The sequence below is a fragment of the Pectinatus frisingensis genome, assembly GCF_015732285.1.
GTDB lineage: Bacteria > Bacillota > Negativicutes > Selenomonadales > Selenomonadaceae > Pectinatus > Pectinatus frisingensis.
Window position 1 is genome coordinate 1 of sequence record NZ_WIQU01000007.1, and the last position, 20218, is coordinate 20218.

Sequence of the window (20218 nt, forward strand, 5' to 3'; positions counted from 1 at the left end):
TGCAGCACCGGCTGATGACGGGAAAACAAGGCTGGCGCCGATGCTTGTCGAAGCCGGCCGTCCCGACTGGGAAAGCAAGCTGTCACCGGGCACAGTATCGGTAATCGACGTGCCGAAGTACAAAGGCGAGCAAAAGACGCTGGCCGATCTGCTGCAGACAGTACCGGGCGTCTACATCGACCGGCTGTCGAGCGGTACCGGCCATTATACGACCGTGCGCGTACGCGGCTCCTCGGCCAGCCAGGTAAGCATATATATGGACGGCGTACTGGTCAATACCGGCAGTGAAGCGGCAGTCAACCTGGAAAACCTCAATATCGACAATGTCCAGCGCATCGAGGTCTACCGTGGCTATATCCCGGCCCGCTTTGCCGGAGCGGCAATGGGCGGGGCAATCAATATAGTCACCAAAAAACCGACCAAGACCGGCGGCAAGGTCAGCTATGGCATCCGTTCTTTCGGCGGCCAGAAGTTCAATCTGGAAACCACGGCACCGCTCGGCGACGGCAGTCTGCTGCTGGCGCTCAATAAAGAACAGGCGGAAAATGACTTCCAATATAAAATGGTGCCAAATTATTGGACCAGTCCCGACGGTGGTAATCCTAAAGGGTATGACGAAATGCCTACCGGTGTGCCTGATAAGCGCTGGCGCAAAAACAACGGTTATAATGATAAAAACATCCTGCTCAAATGGCAGGATAAGAACTGGTTTGTCAAGCTGAACTACACCGACAATGTCACCCATACCCCGCAAGCGATAGACCCGTATTTTCCCCGGATAGATTCATCGGAAGAATGGAAGGATTATGTTGGTCGGGGCTGGGATGCCGATTCTGCTATGATGGGGGGCACCATAGATACTAAGAAAATGGAACTGTCCTTTGGCCGCCGCCAGCAGGCAGGCAATCTGGAATGGGGCTGGCAGCTGGGCACCACTCACCAGAATAAACAGGCATTGTTCGCAGAACTTATGGATGGGCTGATGTTCGGCACCAATACATTCAAGAATAACATCTATAACGCTTCTGTCGACGGTACCTGGAAAATGGGCAACCATCTGCTGGAATTCCTGCTGAGTGGCAGCAAAGAAACTATGGATGTAGGTTTTGCCACCAACTATACTTATTCTACCGGGTACAACATCGATAGATACAAGGACTACTTCCTGCCCAAATACAATATGAGCAACTATTACTTCCAGCTGCAGGACACGATGAAGCTGGACGATTCGGGCAGCCTGACCTTTACCCCATTGGTACGGTCACAGCGCTCCGATATGGGGATCGAGATACAAAATGGCAAGGGCTGGCTCAACAGCTATAACCTGGCACTCAAAAAGAAGTTCGACAAGCACCTGACTGCCAGAGTCACCTATGGCACCTACTATCGCCTGCCCAGCTGGTATGAAATCTTCGGTGATGGGCTCACTTTGGTATCCAGATGGCAGAATTACCGCTCCAATTCAGATTGGAGCCCGGATGTATTTGCCGAACATGGCCAGAACTGGGATGCCTCGCTCAACTGGACCGGCAGGCTGCTCGGCTCGGACAGCGATACCACCCTGACCTATTTCCACCGCAACTCGGAAAATACGATGACGACTATGTTCAATCCTATATGGGGCGCCACCTGGTATGCCAACTTCGGAGCCGGTGAAGTGCACGGCGTGGAATTCAACAGCAAGCTGCACTGGCATCGCTATGATCTGTCACTGGCGGCCACCTGGCAGAACTCCCTGGTAAAGCAGGGTTACACGGTGGGAGCCAATATGAGTAATACGGCCTGGCAGGGACAGCCGCTGCCATGGACACCGGCCTGGACCGTCAATGCCCGGCTTGACTACCGTTTCCCAGGAGACAAGCTCAGTGTCTTCGGCGAATATAACTGGACTGATAAGCTGCCATGGTATTGTGGTGGTGATGGTGGCGGTGAAATGAGATATTATCAACCATTGGGTTTATTCAATATCGGTATGAAGTATAATTTTGACAAGCAGCTGAGATTAATAGCCGGTGTCAATGATATCGGCAACAAAGGGCCAAAGCAAATGATGCAGCTGAACAGGGGCAACCAGAACAATCAGGGCAATCCTGTTACTGATAATACCGTTCCCTATCCGCAGCAGGGACGGACCTTCTATATGACACTGGAATATTCATTTTGACGGTGCCGCAGCTGCATAAATATAATTAAATACTAAACCAATGCAAAAGGGACTGCCGGCATGGCATTGATCTCATAAAGGGTTGCAGTATACCACCGCGACTTTCTGTCCTTTAAAGATGGACAGGAAGAACGGAATACGGCAATATCTATGAATGAAATGCCCGCGTGCGGCAGTCCTGTTTGTCAGCGGCTGTTCATTGTGAAAGCACGGTGCCGGCAATTATGCCCATTAAAAAAGCGTCATAGCCGTCATCACCGTTTTCATGGTGCCACTTATACCATTCAGGCCATCTGTGCGCATGTATTTCCCGCCAATGGCGATCATTGGCATGTTCGCGCCACTGTCTGTCGTGGTCGCGCCATTCCTGGTCATGGTCACGCCATTGCCTGTCGTGGTCATTCTGCCAATCCGAGTCATGCTGCGCCCAATCCGGGCCGTGGTCAAAAGGACTGGCTTCTACAACGGCGGTACCAAATACGGAGACCGCCATACAGGATGAAAGAATAAAAGCTGTTATTTTTTTGGTTTTAAAATTAAACATTATTACAACACTTCCTTGGTAAATGTTTGTTTACTACTTACAACCGGATTATAGCACGATAGAATATGACCATATGTGAAATTATCGTGACATTATTATGAAATATATTGGTAAATGGCAAAGAACTTCTTTTTGAATTAATATTATTATTTATTCAGGATAATTTCTTGCATTAAGTATTATTACGTGATAGAATATTTAAATGAAATGGCTTATAAAGGGGTGAATTACTTGCCAAATATAAAATCTTCAATACAGAGTGTAAAAACTGATGCTGAACGCCGTGCTAAAAACGTAGCGGTTAAATCAACCGTTAAGACTGCTTTTCGCAAGGTTAATGATGCAGTTAAAGCCGGTAATGCGGAAGAAGCAAAATCATTTTTGTCCGCTGCCTGCAAAAAAATAGATAAAGCAGCTGCCGATAATATTTTCCATAAGAATACTGCAGCTCGCCGTAAGTCTCGCTTAGCCAATAAGGTCAATGCGTTGTCTAAGTGATTTTTTACCTGCTTTCGGTAATGGGGGCAGGTTTTTTATTGTCAAAAATCATTGACACTGTATTTCCTTTATGGTAGAATAGTTATCGCAGTTATGAAAAGAATATGGCCCTGTAGCTCAGTTGNTCGAATCCATCCCTGCCCACCATTAATGTTGCAAAGCTGAAGTGTAGGCGATATGCCGTACGCTTTATTTTTTTGTCAAAAAACGTATAATTTGTTAACTGATGTATATAATAGGTTGACTATATTGGGCAATGTGTTATATTAAAGTAGTAATAAGAACGGTATTGAATATTTATATAAAGGACTGATATTATGGCTTCAACGCGCGGCTTGACTAAGATAGCTGTTTGTGTGGCAATTATTTGTGTATCGGCATATCTGTCTTTCCCTATTCCCTTTACGACTGTGCCTTTCACGTTTTTAACCTTGGCAATGCTGCTGACAGCTTTTGTGCTGACACCGGCGCAGACATTTGTCGCTATGGTGGTTTATCTTTTACTGGGAGCGGTAGGATTGCCTGTTTTTGCCGGTGGCAGCGGCGGTGCTGGTGTGCTGGTTTCACCGAGCGGCGGTTATCTTTGGGGATTTATAGCGGGATATCCGCTGTGCAGTCAGCTGAAGGGGAAAAAACCGGTACTTTTTCGTTATTTCGCAGCCGGATTGGTCAGTATCCCGGTTTCGTATTTTTTCGGAGTACTGGGGCTGTGTCTGACAACTAAAATTTCTGTTATGCAGGCAGTAGTTGTCGGTGTACTGCCTTTTATAATAGGTGATGTAATTAAGGATCTGCTGGCAGCTTATATAGGTGTGCAGTTACGGAGAATACTGCCCGACTGAAAGAGGAGCATATGAGAAATATTACGGTAAATGGTTCAGCGGATATGGCAGTCTTATTGGATAAACTTGACATGCTGGGCAGCCATTCATTAGTAGTTTTCCGTGATAATAAACTGTTTGGCGAAGCTTACTGGTACCCTTATAATAAGAATCAAGGGCAAAGTGTTTATTCAATAAGCAAGAGTTTTACTGCGGCAGCGATGATGTTTGCCATGCAGGAGGGAATTTTATCAGAAGATACAAGAGTATGCGACGTATTGAAAAATAAAATAGATTTTCTTCCGGGTGAGCGAATGCGTAAAGTAACTGTGCGTAATCTTTTATCTATGACCTTTGGATATGTTGAGCAGGGTATCCAGTCATTTTATCTTTGCAGTGATTGGATAAGGGAGGCGTTACAGTTACAGCTGCAAAATGAACCGGGAACGAGTTTCTTTTATGACAATCGTTGTCCGTTTTTATGTTCAGCGATGTTAAAGGAACTGACAGGCATGGATTTATTTGATTACCTTCGACCACGATTATTTGTGCCGCTGGGGATGAATAACGTCAGTTGGGAAAAAAATGCGCAGGGATATAATCCCGGGTCATATGGATTGAATATCAGAACAATGGATATTGCAAAATTTGGTCTGTTTTTGCTGAATAAAGGAATCTATGGTGGAAAGGAACTGCTGCAAAGAAAATATGTGGACAAATTGTCCGCTGTCCATATAGATACAACGGGATGTACCAATACTGATGATGCGTGCGGTTATGGATATTATTTTTGGAAGTGCAGCTATAGACACGCTTTCAGGGCCGCAGGAATATTTGGGCAGTATTGTATTATTCTGCCGGATGAGAACATGGTCATTGCCATCACCGGTGGTACTGAGCAGGAAGCTGCACCGGCGGTGATGTCGGCCGTGTGGGATTTTGCCGGTTCTTTGCTGCCAGATAAGCACGGATCAGCAATAAGACCGCAGCCGGATAAGGTTTGGGAAATCAGCAGGCCGTATCATGGAGAACTTGAGGGCGTGATACCGGTAGATAAAAAAATTGTTTTTGATAATAATATGCTGGGTTTGCAATCAATGTCTATTAAATGGACAGTGGGAGATAAAAGAATTTTTTTAGTTTTGAAAACAATAACTAAAAAGTTTTGTTTACGGGCGGGATGTGATCATTGGGAAAAAAATATCACCGGTGAGAGCTTGGACTATGATTCCTGTACGACTATTTTTTATAATAATCCCTATGCTGCCTGTAATATCGCCGGAAATGAAATTAGTATAAGACTGGTTTATAATCAAAGTCCATTTATTGATACATTTTTATTAAAGTGCAGTGGAGATGAATTTATCTGTCATTATCTGCCGACACCGCAGTTTAGTGTCCGGTGCCATGAGGAGTATATTCATGGTCACACAGCAAAATAAAAAGGCTGCCGCACGGCATTTATTTCATAAACGGGCAAAACACCTGTTTTTCGTCTTTTTAAGACGGTAAAGGGAGTGTGATTGCATATTATGAAGGAAAATGGTCACGTGCGGCAGTTTTTTTGTGCAATCATTAATCAACAGCTATCATTACGGAGCTGGCTTTTATGACGGCGTATGCCGGTCTGCCTACTTCCAGGCCCAGTTCCTGGACTGATTGCTTGGTGATGGTGGCGGAAATAATGTCACCACTGGACAATTTGATTTTGACAATGTCATTTACACTGCCGGTATCGATTGAGTATATAGTGCCTTTCAATTGATTTCTGGCGCTTAATTTCATAGATATCACCTCATTTCTTCAGTAAAATAATTTTTTCTTCAGGTATTGATAAAAAAATAGCTTTCTTTGATAAATTCAACCAGCTGTTTTTGGAAAGTTCCCAGCGCATGGTTTTGGCAGAGGTGTCTGCTTCAGCAGACCGTATCATGATAACGAAAGAGAAGGTATCTTCGATTACACGATCTATCTGGCAGGGAAAACAATTAGCGGCATCCGGTTCATTTTCAATCTTAAAAAAATGAGCCCTGAAGCCTATATAGGTTAAATTGTCCGGTATTTCCCTCCGACAGGTAAGAGTCAGCTGCCAATCAGACGCATATAGGTGATGCGCATCTATTTTTTTGGCATGGGATATATTTTTGCAGCCGGTAAGAATAGTAGCGGCTGCTGTCCGGGGGTCATTGAATAGTTCGTATTTATCACTTATTACCTCAATGTTTCCTTGATCCATCACGGCTATGCGGCTGCATAAACGGTATACTTCATCCCGGTTATGAGATACGAAAAGTGTTGTTTTTTTGTATCGTTCGAGTAGTTCGCTCAGTTCCAGCTCAAGCTGCCATTTCAGATAGCTGTCGAGTGCTGAAAAAGGTTCATCCAGCATAAGCAGCTCTGCCCGTGCGGCTAGTATCCGCGCAAAAGCTGTCCTTTGCTGCTGCCCGCCGGATAGACTGGCCGGATAATTATTTTCCAGACCTTGGAGATGAAATCTTTTGATATTTTTTTCTACAATTTTATTCTTTTCAGCTTTATTGCCGTCTGCGGCAAAGAGAATATTTTCCCGGACAGTCATATTGGGAAATAGAGCGTAATTTTGGAATAAATAGCCGATGTGCCTTTTCTGCGGTAATAAATTTATGGATTTTTTACTGTCGAAGAGGACTTTTTTATTGAATTCGATATGACCGTTGTCAGGAGTTTCTATGCCGGCAATACATTTTAATGTCATGCTTTTACCGCAGCCGGAGGCTCCTAACATTGCAAAAATCTCATCTTCCACATTAAAGTCAACATTAAGTGTAAAATTGTTGAGCTTTTTGGTGATGTTTACTATCAGTGACATATTCAGCCCCCATTTCCGGCGGGAACTTTCATTTTGCTGTCTTCATTGTATTTCAGCCAGAAATTCATCAGTACGATAACAATGAATGAAAAGCTTATGATAATGCCTACCCAAAAAACGGCAGCGGTATTATCACCTGCTTGGACAGCCGAATAAATGGCAGTGGAAATTGTTTGTGTGACTTTGGGAATGTTGCCTGCCACCATTATAGTTGCACCGAATTCTCCCAATGCGCGGGTAAATGTCAGTATAACACCGGCAATTAGACCGTGACGGGTATTGGGAAGCATAATGTGCCAGAATATTTTCCATTCACTTATACCGAGAGTCTGGGCAGCATAGATTATATTTTTATCGATTTGTTCAAAAGCACCGCGGGTAGTCCTGTACATCAGAGGAAATGATACGACCACGGCTGCCAGAACAGTCGCTTCCCATGAAAAAACCAGCGAATATCCCATTTTTAACAGCAGCTGTCCGATTATGCTGTTTTTACCGAAGGCAATCAGCAGTAAAAAACCGACGACTGTGGGGGGAAGTACCAGCGGCAGTGTCAATATGGCATCAAGTATGCCTTTAAAGCGCTTTATCTTAACAATTATATAGGCGGCATATATTCCGGTAAAAAAGGCTATTATAGTGGCAATACAAGAGGTTTTAACCGATATGAAAAGCGGGTAGTAATCTATCATTTCTTTGCGGGAGTGAAACCGTATTTTTCAAATATTGCACTGGCCGCCGGTGTTTGCAGAAAATCGACAAAGGATTTGGCTGCATCGATATTTTGGGATGATTTTAAGATGGCAACGGGATATATTATAGGTTTATTTGAATCTTCAGGGGCTTCGGCGATAATCTTGATTTTATCTGATATGGCGGCATCTGTTTTGTAGACCAGGCCGCAGTCGGCATCACCATTTTCAACCCAGGCTAAAACAGCACGTACATCATTGGCATAAACTGTTTTGGGGGTGACGGCATCACTATAACCAAGATTCTTGAATATTTGTTCGGCATATTGACCGGCCGGTACGCTTTTGGGGTCGCCTATGGCTATTTTATGCACTTTATCAGTAGTGATGTCAGAAAAATCTTTTAGATCGGCGCTGTTGTCCTTTGGTGCGACAAGTACGATTTTATTTATGAGCAGATCCTGGCGGGTATTGTCGGCAAGCAGACCCTTATCGGTCAAGGCGTTCATTTGTTTTTGTGCCGCTGAAATAAATATATCGGCAGGAGCACCCTGCTCTATCTGGTTTTGCAATGAACCGCTGGCACCTAAGTTGAATGTCAGGTCGACATTGGGATGGTCTTTTTTGTACTCATCGGCCAGGGCATTCATTACATCTTTGAGGCTGGCCGCTGCTGAGATGATTATTTTTTGTCGGGCAGTATCAGATGAAGATGATGTCTGGTTAATATTTTGCTGCTGTCCGCACCCTGCTGCCGTTAATATGCTGACTATCAAAGTGGCAGCAAACATAAGACTTTTTCCAATTTTCATAGTAATAACCTCTTATCATAAATGAAATAATTGCCAGCCATATGTATAACCACAGCTGATAAATATGTTTTATAGTATATTGAATGGATGGTTCTGTCAAACAGTACTTAATTAACAAAAATATAAAATGACATAAATATAATATTGTAATTATGTAAATGACATATACAATTGCAATATCAGCGGCCAGTTTTTTTCATTTATTTAAGAATTGGAAGGGAAATCAATGTTATTTACATTTTTCAGTTGGCAGATAAAAAGAAGGCTGTCACACGAACAGCATTGTCCTCATAAAGATGCAAAATATTACCGTTTATTAAAACCCTTTTAAAGGTGACAGAAAACGGAATATTACATTGTTTATGAATAAAAATGTTTACGTGTGACAGCCTTAAAGCTGATATATAAATTAAATCTTAAAAATTACATAATGAATTTTTTGGTTTCATTGAGCAGCTTGTCAGACATTTGCTGCAGATTTTGACATGATGCAGATATTTCTTCTAAAGATGCTGTTTGTTCTTCTGTGGCAGCAGATGTATTTTCCATTTCTCCGGCCACCACTTTGGTTTCTTTGTCGACATTCTGCATTTTTTCAAGAATATTTTCACCATTTTTGGCAACTTCCACCATGGTTTCTGACATTTCACGTACCTGCATTGCCACTGAAGCGGTTGTCTGCATTATATTGGAAAAAGCTTCACCGGATTTGTTGACTGATTCTATTCCTTGCTGCACTTCACCAGTTCCTGTGGATATGGCATCCACTGCTTCCTGGGTTTCTTTTTGGATGCGGCTTATTAATTCGGCTATCTGTTGAGCTGCATCTTGTGACTGTTCAGCAAGTTTACGTACTTCTTCAGCAACAACAGCAAATCCCTTGCCCTGTTCACCAGCACGTGCTGCCTCAATAGCAGCATTCAAGGCCAGGAGGTTTGTCTGTCCGGCGATACCGGATATCGTGTCGACAATTTGACCGATTTCTTTTGATCTTTGTCCCAAAGCGGATATAACTGCAGAAGAATTTTTGGTCGTTTTTTCGATGACTTTCATTTGTTCTATCGTTGAGAACATTATCTGAGTACCTTCGTTAGCGATATTGAGTGTTTTTTCCGCATCATCGGCAGCTGTCTTGGCGTCTTGGGACACTGCTTTCATATAATTTGTCATACTGGCTGTATCTTTAGTGGCTTTACTGATGCCTTTGGATTGTTTATCGGCTGATTGGGCGACTACGGTTACGGACTGGGCAATATTCTGGATGGCATTGGCTGATTGATCAGCACCCGTTGCCACCTGTGAAACAGTGTTGACAACATTTCCCGTGGTAGTCTGGATGGTCTTGATCAAGGTTTTTATGTCAGCTATGGTTTTATTATAGACAGTAGCCATTTCACCGAATTCGTCACTGCCGTTGAAATCAATCTGCTGTTTCAAATCACCATCAGATACTTTTTGGCACACGCTTAAAAAGGAATTGATGAATTTGCTCATGTATTTTGTTACCAGTGTAGCGATGACCATTGCCAATATCAAGACAATGAATAATCCGACAGCAGTCATGATCTTACTCTTACCATATTCGCTTTGTCCGTCGGCTACGGTCTTTTCTGTAGCAGTATTTGCTTCTTTAATATAGTTGGCTATACTGTCGTTGAGTTGATTGCGAATTTCTCTTGTTTTTGCGGTTTGGGTGCCTACTTCGTCAGATTCCAATGTTTGTCCGGCTCTAAACATTTTTATGCGGTCATTGGATAACTTTTTATAATCCTGCCAAAGCGACATTATCTGTTCTATCTGGTCTTTATGTTCGGAGAGTGGATCATCATGCAGTTTATTTAGGTTGTCATCTATTATTTGTTCGGTGCTTTGCATTTGGCTTATGCCTTCATTAGAAGCAGGCCGCAGCATGACATTGCGCTGCGCAGCTATGTATGCATTGAGTTCTTTGTCGATGTTAGCCACTATGTTTAATTGCGGGATCCTCTGATTACCGAGTTCGGTCAGGTGGGCATCCACCTTAGCTAATGAATACAGTGAGAATAGTCCGATAATTCCAGTCAGAACTATTACTACTGCATATGAAGCGTACATTCTGGTTTTTAAGTTCATTGCGTTGACATCCTTTACTTATAAATTATTCTAATTAGAAATATATCTAAATTATCAGTGATATAACACGAAAATATATTTAAAGAAAATTGTTAATATTGTCGTTAAAATTAAGTCAGAGAAAATAAGTTATATAAAGGCAGTTCACCGGTATTAAACCGATGAACTTTAAATTTATGCCTTGGAAAGAAATGACTCAGGTCGATCTTTAGTGAAACCATAATGATACAATATAGCTTGAACTATGCGCTGAGCGGCTTTACCGTCACCGTATGGATTACAGGCATTGGACATACGGATATATTCATCTTTATTTTCCAGCAGAGATTTGACTTCATTATATACACGGGAACGCTCCGTGCCGATAAGTTTTACTGTGCCGGCTTTTATCGCTTCGGGACGTTCGGTAGTATCGCGTAGCACCAGTACCGGTTTGCCTAGTGAAGGAGCTTCTTCCTGTATGCCGCCGGAATCTGTTAATATTAAGTAGGATCTATGCATCAGATTAGCAAACGGTTCGTAATCCAGTGGATCTATTAAATGCACTCTGTTTAAACCGCCTAATTCTTCGTTGACAACTTTGCGTACCAGTGGATTTTTATGAACGGGGAATACCATTTCTATATCCGGGTATTCCGTAACGAGTTGTTTCATGGCTTTATAAACATGGCGCATCGGTTCACCTAAATTTTCCCGGCGATGAGTTGTCACTAGAATAATACGTTTATTATAATCAATGTCTTGCAATAGTTTATCAGTAAAAGCATAATTGCTGCCAACAGTTTTATGTAATGCGTCAATTACAGTATTACCGGTAATGAAAATGTTTTTTGCGGAGACATTTTCACGCAGCAGATTTTCATAAGATACCTGTGTGGGGGCAAAATGCAGATCTGTCAATGCTCCGGTAAGCTTCCTGTTCATTTCTTCGGGAAACGGAGAATATTTGTTACCGGTCCGTAATCCGGCTTCAACATGACCTACGGATATTTCGTGGTAATAGGCTGTCAGTGCTCCGGCAAAAGTAGTGGTTGTATCACCGTGGACAAGCACTATATCGGGACTTTCCCTGGTAAAGACCTTGTCCAGTCCCCGCATGGCCTTGTCGGTTATATCGAATAGGGTCTGATCGGCAGCCATAATGTTGAGGTCATAATCCGGCGTTATCGAGAACAAGTGTAATACTTGATCGAGCATGTCACGGTGTTGGGCCGTGACAGTAATAATTGGTTCTATTTCCGAATGTTTCGCTAGTTCCAATACAACCGGGGCCATTTTTATTGCCTCCGGTCTTGTACCAAAAACCGTCATTACTTTGATTTTGTTTTTCATAAAGGTTCCCTCCTGTCGGTAAACAACCGGAGAATGCATTCATTACTAATCCGGCACGGAAATATTTTATTGAATATTATTAAGCATGCAAATTATTTTTTGGATGGAATATACCGATTTTTTTTGCCCCGTAAATAATGACCGATATTATAAATACCAATATTATAATACCGACATATTCATTGACCTGGGTAAGTGCTATCGCACTCACTCCCAAAAAACAGCTGAAAACATACATCAACAAGACAGCTTGTCTTTGTGTAAAGCCAAGATCCAAAAGACGGTGATGCAGATGTCCTTTGTCAGGTTTAAAAATAGGTACGCCGCCACGGTAACGCCTGATAATGGCAAAGGCTGTATCTAATATCGGCAGGCCAAGTGCCAGTATGGGAACGATAAGGGCAATTGTAGTAGCACTCTTTACGGCACCGATAATAGATACGCCCGCTAAAATAAACCCTAAAAACATACTGCCTGTATCTCCCATGAAAATACGGGCAGGATTAAAGTTATATTTTAAAAACCCTAAGGCTGAACCTACTAATGCTGCGGTAATAAACACAGTGAACATATCACCCTGCTGATAGGCAACCAATAGCAAAGTGATAGAGGCTATTGTAGATACACCTGCAGCTAATCCGTCCAGTCCATCGATTAAATTAACTGTGTTAGTCAATCCGACGATCCAAAAAACAGTAAATGGTAAAGACAAGTATTCCAGAAATATCCAATCACCGAATGGATTGGATAAAAAATCAATACGCACATCAAAGGATACTAATATGCAGGCAGCAGCTATCTGGCCGATAAGTTTGATTTTAGCAGGCAGGTTAGTATAATCATCAATTATTCCTACTATTACAATGAATGTGCCACCTATCAGAAGACCTAATAATTCGTTTATGTGCCCGGCTGTTATATCAGTGGTAAGAGATATAAAGACGACCGCAATAAGAAAACTAATATAAATACCCAGTCCTCCTAAACGCGGAATAGGCTGGTGATGTACCTTCCTTTTATCGGGAGCGTCCATCGCTCCTGTTTTGATAGCAAATTTTATTATAACGGGTGTTATCAGCAGAACAATCACTAAAGCAATAATAAAGGCCAAAACCGAACTCGGCATCTTTACAGCGCACTTCCTTCACTATATGGCAGAAAATAAAATGTATTAGAGAATTCGCTGCGGCAACGGCTCTGTCTATATGAGCAATTTGCTGGCAATTAATCCCGAACACTGCTATTATCTTACCCCAATACAAGAAATATATCAATTAGTTTTTCTAAAATAAGAACCAAATGGCCCCTTATGCTGTCGGTTATTTAACATAAAAAGTGATAAATCAATCGACAGCGCAAAAGACCACTAAAAATTAACAGATTTCCTGAGGTTTTTTTTCTACGACTGAACCGTCTGTTTCTAAATATACTACCTTGGCAATCATTGCATTGCAGATCATTCTTCGGCATAAAAGGCAGGGCTTACCGGAAGCCAGCGTACCATCTTCATTATAGCCGACAATGTAAATCGTGGCATTTTGCATCTTCACCGGATCGGCAGCTATTATGGCGTTTTGTTCTGCATGGACAGCAACGCATAATTCATAGCGTTGTCCCTTGGGGACATGCTGGCGCTCACGTTCACATATTCCGGTATCAATACAGTTATCTTCGCCGCGCGGTGCACCATTGTAACCAGTGCTTATTATTATTTTGTCTTTTACTATAATTGCTCCATAACGACGGCGAAAGCAAGTTGAACGTCTGCCTACAGCCTTGGCGATATCTAAAAAATATTCGGTCCAGTCAGGCCGATGATATTGATTCATTGTTTACTCCAATTATAAATAAATGATAAATTATAATGTACCAAATAGGCGATCACCGGCATCACCGAGTCCCGGTACGATGTAGCCGTGTTCGTTGAGGCGTTCGTCTACTGAGGCAGTGTAAATTTTGATGTCAGGATGCATGTCGTTGATGGCTTTTATACCTTGGGGTGCAGAAACTAAGCATAGATAGATAATGTGACGAGCACCTTTTGCTTTTAACAACGAAAGGGCCGCAGCCGCCGAACCACCGGTCGCCAGCATCGGGTCAACCACTATTAAAGTGCGTTCAGCAACATCAGTAGGTAGTTTGCAGTAATATTCGATGGGTTTTAACGTTGCAGGGTCACGGTACATGCCAACATGACCGATTTTTATGGTAGGGATTAGCTTGACAATACCGTCAACCATTCCTAAACCGGCACGTAAAATGGGAATAAGTCCCATCTTTTTACCATCAAGGGTTTTGGATGTGCAGGTTGAGACCGGTGTTTTGATTTGAATATCGGTCAAAGGCAGGTCACGGGTTATTTCGTAAGCCATCAACATAGATATTTCTTCCAGTAATTCACGGAAATCTTTGGTGCCGGTTTCTTCCATTCGCATTAAGGTCAATTTGTGCTGGACAAGCGGATGGTCAATAACAGTTACATTCAAGTGATCAGTCATTTTATTGCTCCTTTTGTATCAATATAAAGGATATTTTTCGCACAAAGACTTTACCTTGTCGGCAGCTTGTGTTCTTGTATTTTCGTCAGTAGGATTATCGAGCACCATGCCGATGATAGCAGCTATTTCACGCATATCGTCTTCTTTCAAACCACGTGTTGTAAGAGCCGGGGTGCCCAGTCGTATGCCGCTGGTTACAAACGGACTGAGTGGTTCGAATGGAATGGTATTTTTGTTGACGGTGATTCCGATATCATCAAGTATTTTTTCGGCTTCTTTGCCGGTAATGTTTTTGCTTCTAAGATCAACGAGCATTAAATGATTGTCTGTTCCGCCGGAAACGATGCGAAACCCGTTTTGAATCAAAGCTTCGGATAATGCACGGGCATTTTTTATTATTTGACGTTGATATTCTTTAAATTCATCACTAAGTGCTTCTTTAAAAGCAACGGCCTTAGCTGCTATTACATGCATTAAAGGGCCGCCCTGAGTACCAGGGAAAATAGCCTTATTGAATTGTTTGCCAAATTCAGCGTCACGACATAATATGATTCCGCCGCGTGGGCCGCGCAGAGTCTTGTGGGTCGTTGATGTCACTACATCAGCATATTCGATTGGATTGGGATGCAGCCCGGCAGCAACTAGCCCGGCAATATGAGCCATATCGACCATTAAATAGGCATTGACGTCTTTGGCTATTTCCGATAAACGCTGGAAGTCGATGATTCTGGCATAAGCACTCGCACCGGCAACTATTAATTTAGGATGATGTTTTCTGGCTGATTCGTGCAATGCATCGTAATCAATACGTTCAGTTTCTTTATTTACACCGTAAGGAATAATATTAAAGTATGTACCGGAAATGTTGACCGGGCTGCCATGGGTGAGATGGCCGCCATCGGTGAGATTCATTCCCATTATTGTATCACCTGGATTTAGAAGAGCAAAGTAAACTGCGGTATTGGCTTGTGCGCCTGAATGTGGCTGCACATTGGCATAAGATGCGCCGAATAGTTTTTTTACACGATCAATAGCCAGCTGTTCAACGACGTCGACACATTCGCAGCCACCGTAATAACGCTTGCCAGGATATCCTTCAGCATATTTGTTTGTGAGTACGCTGCCCTGAGCCTGCATGACAGCGCGGCTTACAATATTTTCTGAGGCAATTAATTCCAATTTATTGCGTTGGCGGGCAAGTTCGGCATTGATAGCATTGTTTACTTCTAAATCTACTTTCGATAAGTCATCTGTGAGATTCATGTACATCCTCCTAAAGTTTTAAGCTCACTGCCCATTTTCCAAAGCAGTAATTTTATTGACACGGCGTTCATGACGGCCGCCCAGAAATTTTTCTGTTACCCATACACGGACAATTTCTGAAGCCGGCCCGAAACTTATATCGCGGCCTCCCATAGATAATACATTGGCATTATTATGCTGGCGGGACATACGCGCTGTGAAGACATTATGGCAGAGCGCTGCCCTTATTCCCTTTATTTTATTGCAGGCAATAGAAATACCTATGCCGGTACCGCAAAGGGCAATACCTCTGTCTGCCTGGCCTGAAGTTATTTTTGAACAGACTTTTTCAGCAATATCCGGATAGTCCACCGAATCCGTATTATATGTGCCGACATCTTCGACGGTAATATCCTTGAATTCTGACAATACTTCTTTTACGTGTTCTTTTAATTCCAGTGCACCTTGATCACAGCCAATAACAATTTTCATAGTCCAATATCCCGAAGGATATTTACACCACCTATCATTTTTAAAATAATTTTAACATAAACGATTATCTAATAGCAAATACTGGTAATTATTATTAATTATTTTTATATGCTGAAAGTATTATACTGAAAGTATATTCTGTCCGCTGGCTTTTTTTAAGCGGTTCATAATGGCAAGTCCAATGCCTTTTTCCGTGGTGCCTTCAGCCAGAAGTATATCGACAGGTTTATCATCAAAGTAACGTAGGGCATTATAAAGATCAGCGGCAATATGAAATAAATCATTCTGGCTTCCATAATCATATGAATATGAGTGCCGGAGCAGATTCGTCACTTCATGGCTGGCTATTATACCGACAGATTGGCCGGCCTTTTTGCATTTGGACAGTTCTTTGGTAAAGGCTGCGAGCATGTTTTCTTTGCGGCCTTTAAGTAAAATCATTGGGGCTTTAGGCGCATAGTGACGGTATTTCATGCCGGGAGCTTTGGGAACAGAATTTTTACCGGACAAAGCAGGGTCAACACGGACCTCGGGGAAAATTTCTTCCAACATTTCTTTAGTAATTGCTCCGGGCCGCAGTATGACTGGTATTGACTCAGTGCAGTCAACGATAGTAGATTCAACACCAAAATCAGAAGGGCCGCCATCCAAAATATACGGTATGCGTCCGTTCAAATCATCATATACTGTTGCTGCTGTCGTAGGACTGGGACGGCCGGAAAGATTGGCACTGGGAGCGGCTATCGGCACGCCTGATAATGTGATCAGCTTTCTGGCAATGTCGTTATCAGGCATACGAACACCCACTGTAGACAGGCCACCGGTTATTCGATCAGGAACGGCAATTTTTTTGGGAACAATCATCGTTATTGGTCCGGGACAAAAAGCAGCCATTATTTCCATTGCCATATGCGGAACTTTATCAGTTATCATTGCTAACATTTTGATACTGTCAATATGTAGTATAAGTGGATTATCGGAGGGACGTCCCTTGGCAGCATAAATTTTGGCTGCCGCTTTTTCGTCAAGCCCGTTTGCACCGAGTCCATACACTGTTTCAGTAGGGAAAGCTACTAAATCACCATTTTTTATCGCTTGTGCAGCAACTGACAACTTTTCATCTGTCGCTGTATCCATTTTTAATATTTTTGTTTCCATAGTATGATCACCCGCTCGATTCCTGCTAAATCTTTTAATATTTCGTATTTTCCCCAACCGTTTTTTTGTGCCATTTCCTTTATGGCAGCAGACTGGCCGATGCCAAATTCACAAGCCAAAGCTCCATTATCAGTAAGAAAACGGCTGCTGTCATTTATAAGCCGGCGATAAAAACCAAGGCCGTCATTATTGTCAGTTAAAGCATTAGCCGGTTCGTACTTGCGGATCTCCGGTTCTAATTTGTCCATATCACTGAGTGGGATATAAGGAGGATTTGAAATGATGAGGTCAAGTTTATTAAAATCGTTCTGTTCATATAATGGAGCTAATAAATCTCCTTGAAGAAATTTGATTTTATCACTGACCTGAAAAATTTCAGCATTGGTTCTTGCTATAATTAATGCTTCTTTTGAAATATCGACGGCACAACCGGAAAAGTTATTGCGCAGTTTGGCCAGTGATATGGCAATAGCACCGCTGCCTGTTCCGATGTCGGCAAAATTAACTGTCTTATAATCAGAAAATTTATTTATTGCAGTTTCTACCAATAATTCTGTTTCAGGGCGCGGTACTAAGACAGCACTGCTGACTTTAAAGGTCAGTCCCATGAATTCTTTTTGACCGGTAATATAAGCAACCGGTATCCGGGCAGCCCGTTTTTTTATTATGTTGCGGAAGGCTGTCAGTTCATTTTCCTGTAAGGGTTCATCAAAATGTACATATAAGTATATGCGTTCTTTCTGCAGTAAATATGCTAATAAAACTTCTGCATCCAGACGTGGCGAGGAAATTTTTTTTTCAGTGAAATAAGCTTGGGTCCATTTTAAAATACTGCCAATAGTCCACACTTTAGAATTATTGGACTGTCTTATGGTTTTTGTCATAATCATTTAACCTGTTGCAGTTTTTCTGCCTGTTCGGTAGTTATGAGCGCAGCTATTATCTCGTCAAGTTCACCGTTTAAAATGCTGTCTAATTTGTGTAGTGTAAGTCCGATACGATGATCTGTCACACGTCCCTGCGGAAAATTATAAGTTCTTATTCTTTGGCTTCTGTCACCTGAACCGACCTGGCTTTTCCTATCGGCAGCTATTTGGTCATGACGGGACTGCTGCGCTGCGTCATTTAATCTGGCCCGCAGCACTCGCATGGCTTTTTCTTTGTTTTTTAATTGTGATTTTTCATCCTGGCACTGTACTACTATGCCGGTGGGAAGATGGGTTATACGGATGGCCGATTCTGTTTTGTTTACGTATTGGCCGCCGGCGCCACTGGCTCTGTAAGTGTCTATCCGTAAATCAGCTGGTTTTATATCAATTTCAACATCTTCAACTTCCGGCAAGACAGCTACCGTAACAGCCGAAGTATGTATTCGTCCGCTTGATTCGGTTGCGGGTACGCGCTGGACACGATGTGTTCCACTTTCGTATTTCAGCCGGCTGTAAGCACCATGGCCTTCGATACTGAAAGATATTTCCTTGAACCCACCAAGTTCCGTGGGGTTGGAATCCAGAATTTCGGCCTTCCAGCCTTTTGATTCTGCATATCTGGAATACATGCGAAATAAATCACCGGCAAATAATGCCGCTTCTTCACCGCCTACACCACCGCGTATTTCGATTATTACGTTTTTGTTGTCATTGGGATCTTTAGGGAGAAGTAATATAGGCAGTTCCGTTTCGAAAGATTCTTTTGATATCTCTAATGAAACTATTTCTGTTTCTAATAGTTGTTTAAATTCATCATCGATTTCTTCAGTCAGCATGGCCTTATTTTCTTTTAATTCACGAATTACCCGCTTATAATCACGATACTTGCTGACAATTTCGCTTAAGGCGGCATGTTCCTGGCTATATTTTTGCCAACGGGGCATATCGGCTAAAATCGTCGGATCGCTGATGAGTGATTCTAATTCCCGATATTTTCCTTCGATGGCATCTAACTTGTCGAACACAGACTACAATCCTTTCTTTATAAAATCAATTATTATCGGCGGGGCAGACAAATGATGGACTGGCTGCATTGGATGCTTCGGAAGTTTCTGCCTTTTCTTCGACAAGAACAGCTTCCACTGCCTTGACAGCAACCTCGATCATCGCATAGTCAGGTTCCCTGGTCGTAAGTCTTTGCAGCCAAAGGCCTGGCAGAGTTGCTAAATGTATTATACGATTGTCTGAACGAGCCGAAAGGCGGATGATTTCATAAGATATGCCGGCAATGACCGGCAATAAAATTATTCGGGACAATATCCGGTATAATAAATCAGGCCAGCCGAGAAAAGCGAATGCCACGATACTGACAAGCATCACAATAAGTAAAAAAGATGTACCGCAGCGCGGATGAAAGCGTGGAAATGGTTTTATGTTTTCTGGCAGCAGCGGGACACCGGCCTCATAAGCAAATATAGTTTTGTGTTCAGCACCGTGATATTGGAACACGCGATAAATGTCTTTTATACGTGATATTGCATAAATATATAAAAGAAATATCAACAGGCGCAGTATTCCTTCTCCAAGATTCCGATAAATTGGGTTATCAGTGGGGAAAAATTTGGCAGCGGCGGTGGGGATTACGATGAATAAAATAACTGCTGCCGCTAATGATACTAAGATGGTGACGGCCATGTCTTTGTCAGAAAGCTTATCTTCTTCCTCTTCACCGGCCATTTTAGCTGAGTATGATAATGATTGCATGCCAATCACCAAGGATTCTGCCAATGACAAAATGCCGCGCAGAAAAGGTTTTTTTAAAATAGGATATTTGTCACCAAATGAATTTACCGGACTCCTTTTTATGCTGATCTGTCCGGACGGTTCACGCACTGCCGTAGCCACGTATTTGGGACCGCGCATCATGACACCCTCAATGACAGCCTGTCCGCCCACGGTCATTTTAGTGCAGTCTTTTTGCCCCATCATAACACTCCTTTTGCGGGGATTTTCTGATAGATATATGTATCAAATGATAAAATTTGTCTTATATATAAATGTAGCAGAGCATTTCTG

At 42.5% G+C, this 20218-nt stretch carries 20 protein-coding genes; 4 read left to right on the top strand and 16 right to left on the bottom strand.

The features are described 5' to 3' along the window. A partial coding sequence (locus I6751_RS00315) for a TonB-dependent receptor plug domain-containing protein (protein WP_196598935.1) occupies nucleotides 1-2164 on the top strand: 2164 nt, incomplete at its 5' end. Nucleotides 2165-2360: 196 nt separating this feature from the next. Here I6751_RS00315 and I6751_RS00320 read toward each other — a convergent pair. After that, nucleotides 2361-2708, bottom strand: coding sequence for a hypothetical protein (locus tag I6751_RS00320; RefSeq protein ID WP_196591416.1), 348 nt, complete (start codon nucleotides 2706-2708; stop codon nucleotides 2361-2363). Between the two features lie 231 nt (nucleotides 2709-2939). On the opposite strand from I6751_RS00320, the gene rpsT reads away from it, so the two are divergent. From rpsT to I6751_RS00335, 3 genes are all read left to right on the top strand, one after another. Then, nucleotides 2940-3206: a 30S ribosomal protein S20 gene (rpsT, locus tag I6751_RS00325; protein ID WP_182186854.1), complete on the top strand. Its 267-nt coding sequence runs from the start codon at nucleotides 2940-2942 to the stop codon at nucleotides 3204-3206. A gap of 317 nt (nucleotides 3207-3523) precedes the next feature. Continuing rightward, the gene (locus tag I6751_RS00330; protein ID WP_182186853.1) at nucleotides 3524-4048 is read left to right on the top strand and encodes a biotin transporter BioY; all 525 of its coding nucleotides are present in this window, start codon (nucleotides 3524-3526) and stop codon (nucleotides 4046-4048) included. A gap of 11 nt (nucleotides 4049-4059) precedes the next feature. Further along, complete coding sequence (locus tag I6751_RS00335) at nucleotides 4060-5469, top strand: serine hydrolase domain-containing protein (protein WP_196591420.1); 1410 nt, start codon at nucleotides 4060-4062, stop codon at nucleotides 5467-5469. A gap of 133 nt (nucleotides 5470-5602) precedes the next feature. Here the strand turns inward: I6751_RS00335 and I6751_RS00340 are convergent, their stop codons facing one another. From I6751_RS00340 to I6751_RS00410, 15 genes are all read right to left on the bottom strand, one after another. After that, on the bottom strand, nucleotides 5603-5812 hold the full coding sequence (locus tag I6751_RS00340; protein ID WP_196591421.1) for a TOBE domain-containing protein: 210 nt from the start codon (nucleotides 5810-5812) through the stop codon (nucleotides 5603-5605). A 10-nt stretch (nucleotides 5813-5822) separates the two neighbouring features. Continuing rightward, nucleotides 5823-6875, bottom strand: a complete 1053-nt coding sequence (locus I6751_RS00345) for a sulfate/molybdate ABC transporter ATP-binding protein (protein WP_196591422.1) — start codon at nucleotides 6873-6875, stop codon at nucleotides 5823-5825. A 2-nt stretch (nucleotides 6876-6877) separates the two neighbouring features. Further along, a complete protein-coding gene (modB, locus tag I6751_RS00350; protein ID WP_196591423.1) occupies nucleotides 6878-7567 on the bottom strand; it encodes a molybdate ABC transporter permease subunit in 690 nt (229 codons plus the stop codon). Beyond that, nucleotides 7564-8379, bottom strand: a complete 816-nt coding sequence (gene modA, locus I6751_RS00355; protein WP_196591424.1) for a molybdate ABC transporter substrate-binding protein — start codon at nucleotides 8377-8379, stop codon at nucleotides 7564-7566. The genes modB and modA overlap by 4 nt, the downstream gene beginning before the upstream one ends. Nucleotides 8380-8802: 423 nt before the next feature. Then, nucleotides 8803-10491: a methyl-accepting chemotaxis protein gene (locus I6751_RS00360; protein ID WP_196591425.1), complete on the bottom strand. Its 1689-nt coding sequence runs from the start codon at nucleotides 10489-10491 to the stop codon at nucleotides 8803-8805. Nucleotides 10492-10665: 174 nt separating this feature from the next. Then, nucleotides 10666-11823 (bottom strand): non-hydrolyzing UDP-N-acetylglucosamine 2-epimerase, encoded by a 1158-nt coding sequence (gene wecB / locus I6751_RS00365; protein WP_196591426.1) that lies wholly within the window; start codon nucleotides 11821-11823, stop codon nucleotides 10666-10668. 79 nt (nucleotides 11824-11902) lie between these two features. Further along, the gene (locus I6751_RS00370; RefSeq protein WP_182186846.1) at nucleotides 11903-12949 is read right to left on the bottom strand and encodes a glycosyltransferase family 4 protein; all 1047 of its coding nucleotides are present in this window, start codon (nucleotides 12947-12949) and stop codon (nucleotides 11903-11905) included. Between the two features lie 247 nt (nucleotides 12950-13196). Further along, complete coding sequence (locus I6751_RS00375; protein ID WP_196591427.1) at nucleotides 13197-13652, bottom strand: deoxycytidylate deaminase; 456 nt, start codon at nucleotides 13650-13652, stop codon at nucleotides 13197-13199. 30 nt (nucleotides 13653-13682) lie between these two features. Then, on the bottom strand, nucleotides 13683-14321 hold the full coding sequence (upp, locus tag I6751_RS00380) for a uracil phosphoribosyltransferase (protein ID WP_182186844.1): 639 nt from the start codon (nucleotides 14319-14321) through the stop codon (nucleotides 13683-13685). Nucleotides 14322-14339: 18 nt separating this feature from the next. Next, nucleotides 14340-15584 (bottom strand): serine hydroxymethyltransferase, encoded by a 1245-nt coding sequence (glyA, locus tag I6751_RS00385; protein ID WP_182186843.1) that lies wholly within the window; start codon nucleotides 15582-15584, stop codon nucleotides 14340-14342. A 24-nt stretch (nucleotides 15585-15608) separates the two neighbouring features. Then, nucleotides 15609-16055 (bottom strand): ribose 5-phosphate isomerase B, encoded by a 447-nt coding sequence (gene rpiB / locus I6751_RS00390; RefSeq protein WP_182186842.1) that lies wholly within the window; start codon nucleotides 16053-16055, stop codon nucleotides 15609-15611. Between the two features lie 120 nt (nucleotides 16056-16175). Next, a complete protein-coding gene (locus tag I6751_RS00395) occupies nucleotides 16176-17213 on the bottom strand; it encodes an L-threonylcarbamoyladenylate synthase (protein ID WP_196591428.1) in 1038 nt (345 codons plus the stop codon). Continuing rightward, the gene (prmC, locus tag I6751_RS00400; RefSeq protein WP_196591429.1) at nucleotides 17195-18097 is read right to left on the bottom strand and encodes a peptide chain release factor N(5)-glutamine methyltransferase; all 903 of its coding nucleotides are present in this window, start codon (nucleotides 18095-18097) and stop codon (nucleotides 17195-17197) included. The genes I6751_RS00395 and prmC overlap by 19 nt, the downstream gene beginning before the upstream one ends. 2 nt (nucleotides 18098-18099) lie before the next feature. After that, nucleotides 18100-19167 (bottom strand): peptide chain release factor 1, encoded by a 1068-nt coding sequence (prfA, locus tag I6751_RS00405; RefSeq protein WP_196591430.1) that lies wholly within the window; start codon nucleotides 19165-19167, stop codon nucleotides 18100-18102. Between the two features lie 25 nt (nucleotides 19168-19192). Next, nucleotides 19193-20131 carry a DUF1385 domain-containing protein gene (locus I6751_RS00410; RefSeq protein WP_231037920.1) on the bottom strand — a complete coding sequence of 313 codons (939 nt, stop codon included), beginning with the start codon at nucleotides 20129-20131 and terminating at the stop codon, nucleotides 19193-19195. Nucleotides 20132-20218: the final 87 nt, after the last annotated feature.

Coding starts and splice junctions, on each gene's coding strand:
- I6751_RS00330 (WP_182186853.1), top strand. CDS start 3,524: ATGGCTTCAACGCGCGGCTTGACTAAGATAGCTGTTTGTGTGGCAATT.
- modB (WP_196591423.1), bottom strand. CDS start 7,567: ATGATAGATTACTACCCGCTTTTCATATCGGTTAAAACCTCTTGTATT.
- glyA (WP_182186843.1), bottom strand. CDS start 15,584: ATGAATCTCACAGATGACTTATCGAAAGTAGATTTAGAAGTAAACAAT.
- I6751_RS00375 (WP_196591427.1), bottom strand. CDS start 13,652: ATGAATCAATATCATCGGCCTGACTGGACCGAATATTTTTTAGATATC.
- I6751_RS00370 (WP_182186846.1), bottom strand. CDS start 12,949: ATGCCGAGTTCGGTTTTGGCCTTTATTATTGCTTTAGTGATTGTTCTG.
- I6751_RS00410 (WP_231037920.1), bottom strand. CDS start 20,131: ATGATGGGGCAAAAAGACTGCACTAAAATGACCGTGGGCGGACAGGCT.
- modA (WP_196591424.1), bottom strand. CDS start 8,379: ATGAAAATTGGAAAAAGTCTTATGTTTGCTGCCACTTTGATAGTCAGC.
- I6751_RS00320 (WP_196591416.1), bottom strand. CDS start 2,708: ATGTTTAATTTTAAAACCAAAAAAATAACAGCTTTTATTCTTTCATCC.
- prmC (WP_196591429.1), bottom strand. CDS start 18,097: ATGACAAAAACCATAAGACAGTCCAATAATTCTAAAGTGTGGACTATT.
- I6751_RS00360 (WP_196591425.1), bottom strand. CDS start 10,491: ATGAACTTAAAAACCAGAATGTACGCTTCATATGCAGTAGTAATAGTT.
- I6751_RS00395 (WP_196591428.1), bottom strand. CDS start 17,213: ATGGAAACAAAAATATTAAAAATGGATACAGCGACAGATGAAAAGTTG.
- I6751_RS00340 (WP_196591421.1), bottom strand. CDS start 5,812: ATGAAATTAAGCGCCAGAAATCAATTGAAAGGCACTATATACTCAATC.
- I6751_RS00335 (WP_196591420.1), top strand. CDS start 4,060: ATGAGAAATATTACGGTAAATGGTTCAGCGGATATGGCAGTCTTATTG.
- upp (WP_182186844.1), bottom strand. CDS start 14,321: ATGACTGATCACTTGAATGTAACTGTTATTGACCATCCGCTTGTCCAG.
- rpiB (WP_182186842.1), bottom strand. CDS start 16,055: ATGAAAATTGTTATTGGCTGTGATCAAGGTGCACTGGAATTAAAAGAA.
- I6751_RS00345 (WP_196591422.1), bottom strand. CDS start 6,875: ATGTCACTGATAGTAAACATCACCAAAAAGCTCAACAATTTTACACTT.
- wecB (WP_196591426.1), bottom strand. CDS start 11,823: ATGAAAAACAAAATCAAAGTAATGACGGTTTTTGGTACAAGACCGGAG.